This is a genomic window from Micropruina sonneratiae (assembly GCF_025972045.1).
Taxonomy (GTDB): Bacteria; Actinomycetota; Actinomycetes; order Propionibacteriales; family Propionibacteriaceae; genus Micropruina; species Micropruina sonneratiae.
Window position 1 is genome coordinate 813,933 of the sequence record NZ_JAPDHX010000001.1, and the last position, 13,200, is coordinate 827,132.

13 protein-coding genes are annotated in these 13,200 nt (G+C 69.8%); 9 read left to right on the top strand and 4 right to left on the bottom strand.

Annotated elements, in window-relative coordinates; genetic code table 11:
• The first annotated feature begins 45 nt into the window (after positions 1-45).
• From uvrC to OIE40_RS04060, 9 genes are all read left to right on the top strand, one after another.
• On the top strand, positions 46-1,995 hold the full coding sequence (gene uvrC, locus OIE40_RS04020) for an excinuclease ABC subunit UvrC (protein ID WP_264700290.1): 1,950 nt from the start codon (positions 46-48) through the stop codon (positions 1,993-1,995).
• Between the two features lie 7 nt (positions 1,996-2,002).
• On the top strand, positions 2,003-2,872 hold the full coding sequence (rapZ, locus tag OIE40_RS04025) for an RNase adapter RapZ (protein ID WP_264700292.1): 870 nt from the start codon (positions 2,003-2,005) through the stop codon (positions 2,870-2,872).
• Positions 2,869-3,819, top strand: a complete 951-nt coding sequence (locus tag OIE40_RS04030; protein WP_264700294.1) for a gluconeogenesis factor YvcK family protein — start codon at positions 2,869-2,871, stop codon at positions 3,817-3,819. Before rapZ ends, OIE40_RS04030 begins: the two co-directional genes overlap by 4 nt.
• A gap of 41 nt (positions 3,820-3,860) precedes the next feature.
• Complete coding sequence (whiA, locus tag OIE40_RS04035) at positions 3,861-4,847, top strand: DNA-binding protein WhiA (protein ID WP_264700296.1); 987 nt, start codon at positions 3,861-3,863, stop codon at positions 4,845-4,847.
• Positions 4,848-5,004: 157 nt separating this feature from the next.
• Positions 5,005-6,009 (top strand): type I glyceraldehyde-3-phosphate dehydrogenase, encoded by a 1,005-nt coding sequence (gap, locus tag OIE40_RS04040; protein WP_264700298.1) that lies wholly within the window; start codon positions 5,005-5,007, stop codon positions 6,007-6,009.
• A gap of 43 nt (positions 6,010-6,052) precedes the next feature.
• The gene (locus tag OIE40_RS04045) at positions 6,053-7,264 is read left to right on the top strand and encodes a phosphoglycerate kinase (RefSeq protein ID WP_264700300.1); all 1,212 of its coding nucleotides are present in this window, start codon (positions 6,053-6,055) and stop codon (positions 7,262-7,264) included.
• Position 7,265: 1 nt separating this feature from the next.
• A complete protein-coding gene (gene tpiA / locus OIE40_RS04050; protein WP_264700302.1) occupies positions 7,266-8,048 on the top strand; it encodes a triose-phosphate isomerase in 783 nt (260 codons plus the stop codon).
• Between the two features lie 69 nt (positions 8,049-8,117).
• The gene (secG, locus tag OIE40_RS04055) at positions 8,118-8,381 is read left to right on the top strand and encodes a preprotein translocase subunit SecG (protein ID WP_264700304.1); all 264 of its coding nucleotides are present in this window, start codon (positions 8,118-8,120) and stop codon (positions 8,379-8,381) included.
• 44 nt (positions 8,382-8,425) lie between these two features.
• Entirely contained in the window at positions 8,426-8,782 is a 357-nt protein-coding gene (locus OIE40_RS04060; RefSeq protein ID WP_264700306.1) for an RNA polymerase-binding protein RbpA, read from the top strand.
• Between the two features lie 60 nt (positions 8,783-8,842).
• On the opposite strand, the gene pgl is transcribed toward OIE40_RS04060, so the two are convergent.
• The 4 genes from pgl to tal form a co-directional block, all read right to left on the bottom strand.
• Entirely contained in the window at positions 8,843-9,574 is a 732-nt protein-coding gene (gene pgl, locus OIE40_RS04065) for a 6-phosphogluconolactonase (protein WP_264700307.1), read from the bottom strand.
• Entirely contained in the window at positions 9,571-10,500 is a 930-nt protein-coding gene (locus OIE40_RS04070) for a glucose-6-phosphate dehydrogenase assembly protein OpcA (RefSeq protein WP_264700309.1), read from the bottom strand. The genes pgl and OIE40_RS04070 overlap by 4 nt, the downstream gene beginning before the upstream one ends.
• A 9-nt stretch (positions 10,501-10,509) precedes the next feature.
• Positions 10,510-11,988: a glucose-6-phosphate dehydrogenase gene (zwf, locus tag OIE40_RS04075; RefSeq protein WP_264700679.1), complete on the bottom strand. Its 1,479-nt coding sequence runs from the start codon at positions 11,986-11,988 to the stop codon at positions 10,510-10,512.
• A 110-nt stretch (positions 11,989-12,098) separates the two neighbouring features.
• A complete protein-coding gene (gene tal, locus OIE40_RS04080; RefSeq protein WP_264700310.1) occupies positions 12,099-13,190 on the bottom strand; it encodes a transaldolase in 1,092 nt (363 codons plus the stop codon).
• Between the last annotated feature and the right edge of the window lie 10 nt (positions 13,191-13,200).

Sequence of the window (13,200 nt, forward strand, 5' to 3'; positions counted from 1 at the left end):
ACGGGACGGTGCCTACGCTGGGCCGCGTGCGAGAGGGGGAGTTCGGTGGCTGATCCGGAGAGCTATCGCCCGGCCACCGGCACCATTCCGACCCAGCCGGGCGTCTACCGGTTCAGCGACGCCGCGGGCAGGGTCATCTACGTCGGCAAGGCCGTCAACCTCAGACAACGGCTGACGTCGTACTTCGCCGATCCTGCGGTGCTGCACTTCCGCACCCGCACGATGGTGCGCACCGCCGCCAAGGTCGAGTGGACCGTCGTCCGCAACGAACTCGAGGCGCTGCAGCTCGAGTACACCTGGATCAAGCAGCACGATCCGCGGTTCAACGTGAAGTACCGCGACGACAAGTCCTACCCGTGGGTCGCGGTGACCTGGTCGGAAGAGTTCCCACGCGTCTACGTCGGCCGCGGCAAGAAGCGCAAGGGCACCCGCTACTTCGGGCCCTACGCGCACGCCTGGGCGATCCGCGAGACCCTCGATCCGCTGCTGCGGGCATTCCCGATGCGCTCGTGCACCAACGGCGTGTTCCGCAACGCCGCGGCGTCCGGACGGCCCTGCCTGCTGGGCTACATCGGCAAGTGCGCGGCCCCATGCGTCGGCCGGATCGGCCCGGACGAGCATCGTGACCTCGCCCAGGACGTCTGCGACTTCCTGGCCGGCCGCACCAACGCGCTGCTGAAGCGGCTCGAGCGGCAGATGGCCGAGGCGTCCACCAACCTGGAGTTCGAGAAGGCGGCGGTGCTGCGCGACCAGCTGCACGCCCTGCGCCAGGCCACCGACTCCAACACCGTCGTGCTCGGCGACGGCACCGACGCCGACGTGATCGCCCTGGCCGAGGACCCGCTCGAGGTGGCGGTGCAGATCTTCCACGTCCGTGATGGCCGGATCCGCGGCCAGCGGGCCTGGGTGGCCGACCGCACCGACGACACCGCGACGTCGGGGTTGATCGAGACCTTCCTGCTGCAGCTGTACGCCGACGTCGACGGCGACGAGGTGCCGCCGGAGATCCTGGTGCCCGAGGTGCCCACCACCGGTGGGCTGATCGCCGAGTTGCTCACCGAGTCCCGCGGTGCGCGGGTGGTGATCCGCACCCCGCGGCGCGGCGACAAGAGGACGCTGATGGAGACGGTGGCCCGCAACGCCGCCGAGGCGCTGGCCCTGCACAAGACGCGCCGGGCCAGCGACCTGTCCACCCGCAACCAGGCGCTCGAAGAGATCCAGGAGGCCCTGGGCCTGCCGACCGTGCCGCTGCGGATCGAGTGCTACGACGTGTCGCACCTGCAGGGCACCGAGATCGTCGCCTCGATGGTGGTCTTCGAGGACGGGCTGGCCCGCAAGAGTGACTACCGGCGATTCGTGATCCGCGGCCAGGACGGCTCCAACGACGTCGCCGCCATCCACGAGGTGATCACCCGCAGGTTCCGCCGCTACCTCGACGAGCAGGGCGAGACCGGCAGCGACGGCCCGCTGCTGGTCGACCCGACCACCGGCGCCGCCCGGAAGTTCGCCTACGCCCCCGGGCTGGTCGTGGTCGACGGCGGGGCGCCGCAGGTGGCGGCCGCGGCGCAGGCGCTGGCCGTACTGGGCATCACCGACGTGGCAGTGATCGGCCTGGCCAAACGCCTCGAGGAGGTGTGGCAGCCCGGGGAGGAGTTCCCGCTCATCCTGCCGCGCACCAGCGAGGGCCTGTACCTGTTGCAGCGGGTCCGCGACGAGGCGCACCGCTTCGCCATCACCCACCACCGCGGCCGGCGCAGCGCCTCGATGGTCGAGTCCGTGCTGGACGCCGTGCCCGGCCTGGGCGAGGTGCGGCGCCGCACGCTGCTGAAGCACTTCGGGTCGCTGCGCAAGCTCCGCGCCGCCGACCCCGCCGAGCTCGCGGCGGTGCCGGGTATCGGGCCCGCCATCGCCGCCGCCATCGTCGAGGCGCTCGCCGAGCCGGCACCCGAGGCGATCAACCTGACCACCGGCGAGGTGCTGGACGGGGCACCATAATGACCCCATGAGCACCCCCAGCCACGGCTTGCGGTTCGTCATCGTGACGGGCATGTCCGGCGCGGGCCGGCGCACCGCCTGTCACACGCTGGAGGATCTCGGCTGGTACGTGGTCGACAACCTGCCGCCCGAGCTGCTGCCCGGGTTGGTCGATGTCGCCCGCGAGCGCGAGTTCAGCCGGGTCGCGGTCAGTCTCGACGTGCGTACCCGCTCGGCGTTCAACCAGATCCCCGAAGCCTTCGACAGGCTGGGCCGGGCCGGCGTGGTGCCACAGATCCTGTTCCTGGACGCCGCCGACGATGCGATCGTCCGGCGCCAGGAGTCGGTCCGGCGGCCGCTGCCGCTGCAGGGCGAGGACGGGCTGCTCGACGGGGCGGTCCGCGAGCGGCGGCTGCTGGCCAGCCTGCGAGCCTCGGCCGACCTGGTCATCGACACCTCCACCCTGAACGTGCATCAGCTCGCCGACCGGGTGACCACCGTGTTCGGCTCCGACGCCGACCCCGAACTGCTGTTCACCGTGATGTCGTTCGGGTTCAAGAACGGTCTGCCGATCGACGCCGACATGGTGTTCGACGTCCGCTTCCTGCCCAACCCGCACTGGGTGCCCGACCTGCGGCCGCTCACGGGGCTGTCCGAGCAGGTGTCCGATTACGTGCTCGGCCAGGCCAGCGCCGGCGCCTTCCTCGACGACGTCGTCGACCTGCTCGGCATCATCAGCCCCGGCTATGTGCGCGAGGGCAAGCGGCTGGCCACGGTGGCAATCGGCTGCACCGGCGGCAAGCACCGCAGCACCGCGATGGCCGAAGAGCTGGCCCGCCGGCTGCGCGTCCAGGGCACGGCCACCCGGGTGTTCCATCGAGACCTGGGCAAAGAGTGAGCCCGCGGCGAATCTCGCCGGCGGTCGTCGCCTTCGGCGGTGGCCACGGCCTCTACGCCTCCCTGCAAGCGCTGCGCTACCTCACGCCGCGGCTCACCGCGGTCGTCACGGTCGCCGACGATGGCGGCTCCTCGGGCCGGCTGCGCCAGGAGTTCGACATCCTTCCGCCCGGCGACCTGCGGATGGCGCTGGCCGCGCTGTGCGGCGACGACGAGGTGGGGCGCACGTGGGCCGACGTGCTGCAGTCACGGTTCGGGGGTTCCGGTCCGCTGGCCGGCCACGCGATCGGGAACCTGCTGATCGCCGGGCTGTGGCAGCGCCTGGGCGACCCGGTCGCCGGGCTCGACCTGGTCGGCGAGCTGCTGCGCATCCAGGGCCGGGTGCTGCCGATGGCCGCCGTGCCGTTGGTGATCGAGGCCGACGTGGTGGGCGTCGACGCGGGCGACCCCGACGAGGAGTCGGTGCTCCGCGGCCAGGCGACGGTGGCGAAGACGTCCGGCGACGTCCGCGCGGTCCGGCTGGTGCCGCCCGACCCGCCGGCGCGGCACGAGTCGGTGGCGAGCGTGCTGGCCGCCGACCACGTCGTCCTGGGCCCGGGGTCGTGGTTCACCTCGGTGATCCCGCACCTGCTGGTCCCCGAGCTGGCCGAGGCGATCCTCACCACCCGGGCCCAACGCATCCTGACGATGAACCTCGTCCCGGCCGACGAGACGCACGGCTTCCCGGCCTCCCGGCACCTGGAGGTGCTGGCCGACCACTGTCCGAGACTGCGTCTCGACGTGGTGGTGGTCGATCCGTCCTTCGCTGTCGACGATCCGCCCCTGGAGAGGTTCGCGCGGTCGCTGGGCGCCCGGCTGGTGGTGGAGAATGTACGGATGCGCGACGGTTCGCCCCGGCACGACCCCCACCGGCTGGCCGCCGTCTACGCCGAACTGATGAACCAATAGGCCGACCCCCGGCGACCCCCCGACCGATAAGGATGACCCCCATGGCGATGACCCAGCAGGTGAAAGCGGAACTGGCCACCGTGCAGGTGACCAAGCCCGCCTGCCGCCGGGCTGAGGTGGCCGCCACCCTGCGGTTCGCCGGCGGACTACACCTGGCGGGCGGCCGGATCGTGGTCGAGGCCGAACTCGACACCGGAGCGGCCGCTCGGCGGCTGCGGACGGCGATCGCCGACCTGTTCGGGTTCAACTCCGAGTTCGTGGTGGTCACCTCGTCGGGGCTGCGCCGAGGGACCCGCTACATCGTCCGGCTGATCCGCGACGGAGAGTCGCTGGCCCGGCAGACCGGTCTGGTCGACGGCCGCGGCCGACCGGTGCGCGGGCTGCCCGCCGGCATCGTCAGCGGCGCCCTCGACGTCGCGGTCGCCGCCTGGCGAGGCGCCTTCCTGGCCCACGGTTCGCTGACCGAGCCGGGGCGATCGATGGCGATGGAGGTCACCTGCCCCGGGTCGGAGGCGGCGCTGGCGTTGGTCGGCGCGGCCCGCCGGCTCGGGATCGCCGCCAAGGCCCGCGAGGTGCGGGGGGTCGACCGGGTGGTGATCAGGGACGGTGACGCGATCGCCCAGATGCTGACCAGGCTCGGCGCTCACCAGACCCTGCTGGCCTGGGAAGAGCGGCGGATCCGCCGCGAGGTGCGGGCATCGGCGAACCGGCTGGCCAACTTCGACGACGCCAACCTGCGCCGCTCGGCAAGGGCCGCGGTGGCGGCGGGGGCGCGGGTCGAGCGAGCCTTGGACATCCTCGGTGACGACATTCCCGAACACCTGCGGGTGGCCGGCCTGCTGAGGCTCGAGAACAAGCAGGCGTCGCTCGAGGAGTTGGGTCAGCTGCACACGCCGCCGCTGACCAAGGACGCGGTCGCGGGCCGCATCAGGCGGCTGCTGGCGACCGCTGACAAGCGTGCCGCGGAGTTGGGGATTCCTGGAACGGAAGCCAATCTGTCGCCAGAAATGTTGGAAGATCGCGACTGAAAAAAGCCCAGCCCACACGATATCAGGCGGCTTGCCCGGTCCCCGATACGGGTGTTCACAAGGGGCAGTCACAGCGGTGCTTTCTCTATAGAGTGGGGGGCGTCCACCCTTGCTCGTGGCTGTTCACGGGCAACACTCAACGAAGGGGAACCATCACATGACGGTGAAGGTTGGAATCAACGGCTTCGGCCGGATCGGCCGTAACTTCTTCCGGGCGCTGGTGGCGTCCGGGGCCGACATCGAGGTCGTCGGCGTCAACGACCTGACCGACAACCACACGCTGGCGCAGCTGCTGAAGTACGACTCGATCCTGGGACGTTTCCCGGGCGAGGTGACCTACGACGACGAGTCGATCACGGTCGACGGTCACAAGATCCTGGCCTACGCCGAGCGCGATCCGGCCAACCTGCCCTGGGGCGAGATCGGTGCCGACGTCGTGGTCGAGTCGACCGGCTTCTTCACCGACGCCACCAAGGCGAAGGCGCACCTCGATGCCGGCGCCAAGAAGGTGCTCATCTCGGCTCCCGCTAAGAACGAGGACATCACGATCGTGATGGGCGTCAACGACGAGCTGTACGACCCGGCGCAGCACAACATCATCTCCAACGCCTCGTGCACCACCAACTGCCTGGCCCCGCTGGCCAAGGCGCTGAACGACGGCATCGGCATCGTCAAGGGCCTGATGACCACCATTCACGCCTACACCCAGGACCAGAACCTGCAGGACGCCCCGCACAAGGACCTGCGTCGCGCCCGCGCCGCCGCCCTGAACATCGTCCCGACCACCACCGGTGCGGCCAAGGCCGTGGCCCTGGTGCTGCCCGAACTGAAGGGCAAGCTCGACGGCTACGCGCTGCGCGTTCCGACGCCGACCGGTTCGGTGACCGACCTCACCTTCGAGGCCTCCCGCGAGACCAGCGTCGAAGAGATCAACGCGATCGTGAAGGCGGCGGCCGAGGGCCCGCTCAAGGGCATCCTCGAGTACAGCGAGGACCCCATCGTCAGCAAGGACATCGAGACCTACCCGCTGTCCAGCATCTTCGATGCGCCGCTGACCAAGGTGATCGGCAACCAGGTCAAGGTCGTGTCCTGGTACGACAACGAGTGGGGCTACTCCAACCGGCTGGTCGACCTGGCCGTGCTGGTCGGCTCGAAGCTCTGAGCGTCCGTACCCGATCCGATAACTGAAACGAGGAAGGCCGAAGGTGAAGTCAGTACAGGACCTTGGTGACCTGAAGGGCAAGCGGGTGCTCATCCGCTGCGATTTCAACGTCCCGCTCGACGGCGAGACGATCACCGACGACGGACGGATCCGGGCGGCACTGCCGACCCTGACCCAACTGAAGGACGCCGGCGCGAAGGTCATCGTGCTGGCTCACCTCGGCCGGCCCAAGGGGGCCCCCGACCCCAAGTACTCGGTGGCACCCGCGGCCAAACGGCTCGGCGAGTTGATCGGGGCCGACGTCAAGCTGGCCTCCGACACCGCCGGGCCGGGCGCGCAGGAGACCGTCGCCGGTCTGGCCGACGGCGAGATCTGCCTGCTCGAGAACGTCCGGTTCGAGCCCGGTGAGACGTCCAAGGACGACGCCGAGCGCGAGGCGCTGGCGGAGAAGTGGGCGGAACTGGCCGACGTCTTCGTCTCGGACGGCTTCGGGGTGGTGCACCGCAAGCAGGCGTCCGTCTACGACGTGGCGAAGCTGCTGCCGCACGCCGCGGGCGCCTTGGTGAAGAAGGAGGTCGACGTCTTCTCCAAGGTGCTCTCCGACCCGGAGCGCCCGTTCGTCGTGGTGCTGGGCGGGGCGAAGGTCGCCGACAAGCTGGCCGTCATCGACAACCTGCTGAAGATCGCCGACACCCTCGTGGTGGGTGGCGGCATGGCGTACACGTTCCTGGCGGCCAAGGGCTACCAGGTCGGCAAGTCGCTGCTCGACGAGGCCAGCATCGATGCCTGCACCAAGTACCTGAGCACCGCCGAGTCCGCGGGCAAGCAGATCCTGCTGCCGATCGATGTCCGGATCGCCTCCGGCATGGATTTCGCGGCGCGCACCGTCGAAGGTGACGTCGAGGTGGTCGCGGCCGAGGCGATCCCGGGCGACAAGATGGGCCTCGACATCGGCCCGCAGACCGAGAAGCTCTTCGCCGAGGCGATCAAGGCCGCGAAGACGGTGGTCTGGAACGGCCCGATGGGCGTGTTCGAGATCGACGCGTTGGCCCACGGCACCGCGGCGGTCGCCCAGGCGCTGACCGAGGTCGACGGCCTGAGCGTGGTCGGCGGCGGCGACTCGGCGGCCGCCGTGCGTGAGCTCGGCCACGCCGACGACGAGTTCGGTCACATCTCCACCGGCGGCGGCGCCTCGCTGGAATACCTGGAGGGCAAGGAACTGCCGGGCATCGCGGTGCTCGAGGAAGGCAACTGAGATGGCACGCACCCCCCTGATGGCGGGCAACTGGAAGATGAACCTCGACCACGTCGAGGCGACCGGGCTCGTCCAGAAACTCGCCTGGACCCTCGACGACCTCAAGTACGACCCGACCAGGTCCGAGGCGGCGGTGATCGTGCCGTTCACCGACCTGCGCACCGTGCAGACGCTGATCGAGGGCGACAAGCTGCCGCTGGCCTTCGGCGCACAGGACGTCTCGGTGCACGACAAGGGCGCCTACACCGGCGAGATCTCGGCCGCGATGCTGGCCAAGCTGAACTGCAGCTACGTGGTCGTGGGTCACTCCGAACGCCGTGACTACCACGGCGAGACCGATGAGCTGGTCAACGAGAAGGCCAAGGTCGTGCTCGCGGCCGGCCTGACTCCGATCATCTGCGTCGGCGAGAAGCTCGACGTCCGCAAGGCCGGCGAGCAGGTGCCGTTCGTGCTCGCCCAGGTCGACAAGGTGCTGGCCGGTCTGAGCGCTGAACAGGTGGCCTCGCTGGTCATCGCCTACGAGCCGGTCTGGGCGATCGGCACCGGCGAGGTGGCGACCCCCGACGACGCCCAGGAGGTCTGCGGGGCGATCCGCTCCCGGGTGGCCGAGTTGCTCGGTCAGCAGGCCGCCGACGCGGTGCGCATCCAGTACGGCGGGTCGGCCAAGGCGTCCAACATCGTCGAGTTGATGGCCCAGCCCGATGTGGACGGCGGCCTGGTCGGCGGTGCCAGCCTGGACGCCGGCGAGTTCGCCAAGATCGTCACCTTCTACCAGCAGGCCTGAGCGCGGCTCCGGCGACGTCCGGAGCGGTGGTGCAGGTGCGTTAGGATTCACCCTGTGATTGTTGTGCCCATGTTGACCTGGCCGATTCTGACCTTGTCGATCGTGCTGATCCTGACCAGCGTCGTGCTGGCCCTGTTCGTGCTGTTGCACAAGGGCCGCGGCGGCGGCATGTCGGATCTGTTCGGTGGGGGCATGTCGACCTCCATGGGTGGATCCTCGGCGGCTGAGCGCACCCTGGACCGGCTGACCGTGATCGTCGGCCTGGTCTGGCTCGCCGCCATCTTCGGCTTGCTGGTGCTGTACCGGTTCTTCCCGGACTACGGCACCTTCTGACCTTCCCCCAGCCCTCACGGGCGACCTGACAAGGAGAAAAACACGTGGTTGGTGGTAGCGCGATCCGGGGTAGCCGGGTCGGCGCCGGACCCATGGGCGAGGCCGAGCGCGGCGATGCCGCTCCCCGGCTCTACGTCTCGTACTTCTGTGCGAACCGGCATGAGACCCGTCCCGCCTTCGCCGCCGATGCGGTGGTCCCGGAAACCTGGGACTGCCCACGGTGCGGCCTTCCGGCGAACCTGGATTCGGAGAACCCCCCTCCTCCGCCCAAGATCCAGCCCTACAAGACGCACCTGGCCTACGTGAAGGAGCGCCGCAGCGACGCCGAGGCGGCCGCCATCCTCACCGAGGCTCTCGAAGGCCTGCGGGCCCGTCGCGCGGCCGGCGAGGTCATCTACTGACGCTGGGCCGGGCGCGCGCCTAGCGCGTCCGGTCCGCTGGACCTGCCGGTCGGCTGCCGGCTAGAGCGAACAGTTGTACCAGGGCAGTTCCGAGGCCGCCTCACGGTCGATGAACCACCGGGTGTCCTGTTCGCCGCGGACGACGCCGGCGGGGATGCCGGGGTCACCGGCCAGCGCCTGTGCCGTCGCGTGCGCCTTGTCGGGCCCGTTGGCCAGGAACCACACCTCGCGCGAGCGCCCGAGCGCGGGCACGGTGAGCGAGATCCGGTCGTCCTCGCCCTTGGGTGAGCCGGTCAGCCCGATGACCGACTGGGTGGTCGCCTCGAACGAGGGGTGGCCGGGAAAGATACCCGCGACATGGCCCTCCGGCCCGATGCTGAGCAGACAGATGTCGAAACGGACGTCGTCGAGTTCCTTGGCGTAGGTGGCGGCGGCCGCGTCGGCGTCCGCCACACCGTCCGCGGCCGGCATCGGGTGCGTGCGCGCCGGGTCGAGCGCGAACCGGCCCGCCAGCTGCGCCAGGGTCGGGCCGGCGTGCCGGGCCGGGTCGTCGGTCGGCACGAACCGTTCGTCGGTCCACCACAGCTCAAGGCGTCCCGGGTCCAGTTCGGAGCCCTCGATGCGACTGCCGAAGCTGTCGTAGAGGTGCTGCGCGATCCGCCCGCCGGTCAGGCCCAACTGGACGATGCGGTCGGGATCCTTCTGCCAGCCCGCGATGGTGCTGACCAGCATGCCCGCCGCCGTCTCCGCCAGGGTCACTGGCCGGGTGAACCGCAGCACCTGGTCGTTCACCGGCCCGCCGCCTCCGCGGCGTCCTGCCGCTCGCACCGTTGGGCCAGCCGGGCCATCGCCGAGGCGAAGATGTCGTCGGCGTCGAGCCGGCGCAACTCCTCGGTGATCAGCGCGTTCACCTCGCGGCGGCGCAGTGCGACCCGGCGTCCGCTCAGCCCGGGGGCCGAGAAGGTGGCCGTTCTCCCGTCCTGGCGGGAGATGGAGATGTCGCCGGCGGACGTGGTCAGGGTGACCGAGTTCATCCCGATGCCGGTGCCGTCGGTGCGGGTCACCGGCACGGTGAGCCGGTCCTCCAGCCAGGCCGCCAGCAGCATGCTGCCCGCGTTGTCCGGCGCCGCCTCCACGGCGGCGGACGAGACCCGGGCCGGGTAGGAGTCGAGCGAACCGGCCAGCAGCGCCCGCCACGGGGTGAGCCGCGTCCAGGTCAGGTCGGTGTCGCCGGGGGAGTAGTTGCGCGCCCGGCACTCGATGGCCGCGATCGGGTCGCGCGAGCCCATCGAGTCGGTAATCCGGCGGATGGCCAACGTGCCCAGCGGATCCTCGCCCGGCTTGTCCGGCGCCTCGCCGGGCCACCAGGCGACCACCGGCGAGTCGGGCAGCAGCAGCGGCAGCACCACCGAGGCGCGGTGCTGGGTGAGCTCGCCGTGGAAGCGCAGCGAGATGATCTCTCCGGGCACCTCCTCGCCGAGCCGGATCTCGGCGTCCACCCGGTCGGCCTTCGCCTGACCGTCGGTGACCAGGATGATCCTCGACGGATGCTCGCGCCCGGCGTCCTGGCAGGCCTCCAGTGCCTGCTCGTAGCCGCGCAGTTCCGCCACCACGATCATGGTGAACACCATCGACGACGCGACACCGATGCTGTGCCGGGCCTTCACCAGGGCCATGTGGATGCCGGTGGCGTTGGTATCGGGAACGGTGATGATCATCGCAACCTCCTAGGGTCGACGCCAGACGAAGCCGTCGCGGGCCAGCATGGCGTTGGCACTCGACGGCCCCCACGAGCCCGACGGGTAGCCCTGCGGCTGGGTGTCCAGATCTGCCCAGAAGTCCAGGATCGGGTCGAGCAGCTTCCACGACAGCTCCACCTCCTCGTGCTGGGGGAACAGCGGGGGGTCGCCGAGGAACACGTCGAGGATGAGTCGTTCGTAGGCCTCGGGGCTGGATTCGGCGAACGAAGTGCCGTAGGCGAAGTCCATCGTGACGTCGCGGATCTCCATCAACGTGGCCGGCACCTTCGCGCCGAAGCGCAGCGTGATGCCCTCGTCGGGCTGGATGCGCAGCACCAGGGCGTTGCTGCCCAACGCCTCGGTGTCGGTCATGCTGAACGGCAGGTGCGGGGCCCTGCGCAGGTTGAGCGCGATCTCGGTCACCCGGCGGGGCATCCGCTTGGCCGAGCGCAGGTAGAACGGGACGCCGGCCCAGCGCCGGTTGTCGATGTCGACCCGGATCGCGGCGTAGGTCTCGGTCTGCGACTTCGGGTCGATGCCCTCCTCTTCGAGGTACCCGCACACCTTCTTGCCGCCCGCCCAGCCGCCCAGGTACTGGCCCCGGGCCGTGTGGGCGGCCAGGTCGCGCGGCGGCCGCGCCGCGGCCAGCACCTTCTTCTTCTCGGTGCGCAGCTGTTCGGCGTCGAACGAGGTCGGCTCCTCCATCGCGGTCAGCGCCATCAGCTGCAGCAGGTGGTTCTGGATGACGTCGCGGGCGGCACCGACCCCGTCGTAGTAGCCGGCCCGGCCGCCGATGCCGATGTCCTCGGCCATGGTGATCTGTACGTGGTCGATGTAGCTGCGGTTCCAGATCGGTTCGAACAGTTCGTTGGCGAAGCGCAGCGCCAGCAGGTTCTGCACCGTCTCCTTGCCGAGGTAGTGGTCGATCCGAAACACCGACTGGGAGTGGAACACCGACGACACCCTGCGCTCGAGCTCCTCGGCGCTGGCCAGATCGTGACCGAACGGCTTCTCGATTACCACCCGGCTCCAGGTGCCCCTGGTGTCGCGCTTGGCCAGGCCGTGCTTCTTCAGCATCGAGACCACCTGGTCGAACGCCTTGGGCGGAATCGACAGGTAGAAGGCGTGATTGCCGCCCGTGCCCTGCGTCCGGTCCAGCTCGGCGAGGGTCTCCTTCAGCGTCTCGAACGACTCGTCGCTGTCGAAGGTGCCCTGGACGAAGCGGATTCCTTCCAGCAGCTGCTTCCAGACCTCCTCGCGGAACGGCGTCCTGGCCCGCTCCTTCACCGAGTCGTGCACCACCTTGGCGAAGTCCTGGTCCTCCCAGTCGCGGCGGGCGAAGCCGATCAGTCCGAAACCTGGGGGCAGCAGCCCGCGATTGGCCAGGTCGTAGACGGCCGGCATCAGCTTCTTGCGCGCCAAGTCGCCGGTCACCCCGAACAGGACCAGGGCACAGGGCCCGGCGATCCGGGGCAGCCGGCGATCGTGCGGATCGCGGAGGGGATTGGCGGTCTCGCTGGACGTGCTCACCGGTTCATCGTTTCGCGGATCGGCGAGCGGTGGCAATCGTCTTGCGATCAGCGCGCCGAGGCGATGGCCTGCTCGACCGATGCGACGAGTTCGTGCCAGGAGACGATGAATTTCTCCACGCCTTCGCTCTCCAGGACCTCGAACACGTCGGCCAGGTCGACTCCGGCCGCGGCCACCTCGTCGAGCACCGCGCGGCCCTCGTCGGCCTTGCCGACGATGGAGGGTCCGACCTCGCCGTGGTCGCCGAACGCGTCCATCGTCTTCTCGGGCATGGTGTTGACCACGCCGTCGGCAACCAGGTTGGTCACGTAGAGGGTGTCGGGCAGGTTCGGGTCCTTGGTGCCGGTGGACGCCCACAGCGGCCGCTGCGCGTTGGCGCCCTTGGCGGCCAGCGCCTTGAAGCGATCCGAGCCGAACACCTCCTCGTAGGCGCCGTAGGCGACCAGCGCGTTGGCGATCGCGGCCTTCGACTTCAGGTCCGGCCGGCCGGCCTGCTCGAGCCGCTTGTCGATCTCGGCGTCGACGCGCGAGACGAAGAACGACGCCACCGAGTGGATCGTGGAGAGGTCCTTGCCGGCGGCGTCGGCCGCTTCCAGACCGGACAGGTAGGCGTCCATGACGGCGCGGTAGCGGTCCTCGGAGAAGATCACCGTGACGTTGACCGAGATGCCGTTGGCGATGGTCTGCTGGATGGCGGGCAGGCCGGGCTTGGTGGCGGGAATCTTGATCAGCACGTTCTCGCGGCCGACCAGGGCGTGCAGCTCGGCGGCCTGGTCGATGGTGGCCTGGGTCTCGTTGGCCAGGGTCGGCGCGACCTCGATCGAGACCCGGCCGTCGTAGCCGCCGGAGGACTGGTAGAGGGCGGCGAACAGGTCGCAGGCGTTGCTGACGTCGGTGCTGGTGAGCTGCTTGATGGCGGTGTCCACGTCGACGTCGGCGCCCAGGCCCTTGATCTGCTCGGCGTAGTCGGCGCCGTTGCGCAGCGCTGCGGCGAAGATGGTCGGATTGGTCGTCACCCCGCTGACCGAGTCGTCCTCGATCTTCGAAGCCAGGTTGCCGCTGGTGATCCGGCCGCGCGACAGGTCGTCGAGCCAGATACTCACACCAGCATCCGCCAGAGCCTTCAGACGATCGTTCATTCTCGATGCA

What these genes read in the sequence shown, in the direction of transcription:
- rapZ (WP_264700292.1), top strand. Translation starts at nt 2,003, where the DNA reads ATGAGCACCCCCAGCCACGGCTTGCGGTTCGTCATCGTGACGGGCATG.
- whiA (WP_264700296.1), top strand. Translation starts at nt 3,861, where the DNA reads ATGGCGATGACCCAGCAGGTGAAAGCGGAACTGGCCACCGTGCAGGTG.
- gap (WP_264700298.1), top strand. Translation starts at nt 5,005, where the DNA reads ATGACGGTGAAGGTTGGAATCAACGGCTTCGGCCGGATCGGCCGTAAC.
- tpiA (WP_264700302.1), top strand. Translation starts at nt 7,266, where the DNA reads ATGGCACGCACCCCCCTGATGGCGGGCAACTGGAAGATGAACCTCGAC.
- secG (WP_264700304.1), top strand. Translation starts at nt 8,118, where the DNA reads ATGTTGACCTGGCCGATTCTGACCTTGTCGATCGTGCTGATCCTGACC.
- OIE40_RS04070 (WP_264700309.1), bottom strand. Translation starts at nt 10,500, where the DNA reads ATGATCATCACCGTTCCCGATACCAACGCCACCGGCATCCACATGGCC.
- tal (WP_264700310.1), bottom strand. Translation starts at nt 13,190, where the DNA reads ATGAACGATCGTCTGAAGGCTCTGGCGGATGCTGGTGTGAGTATCTGG.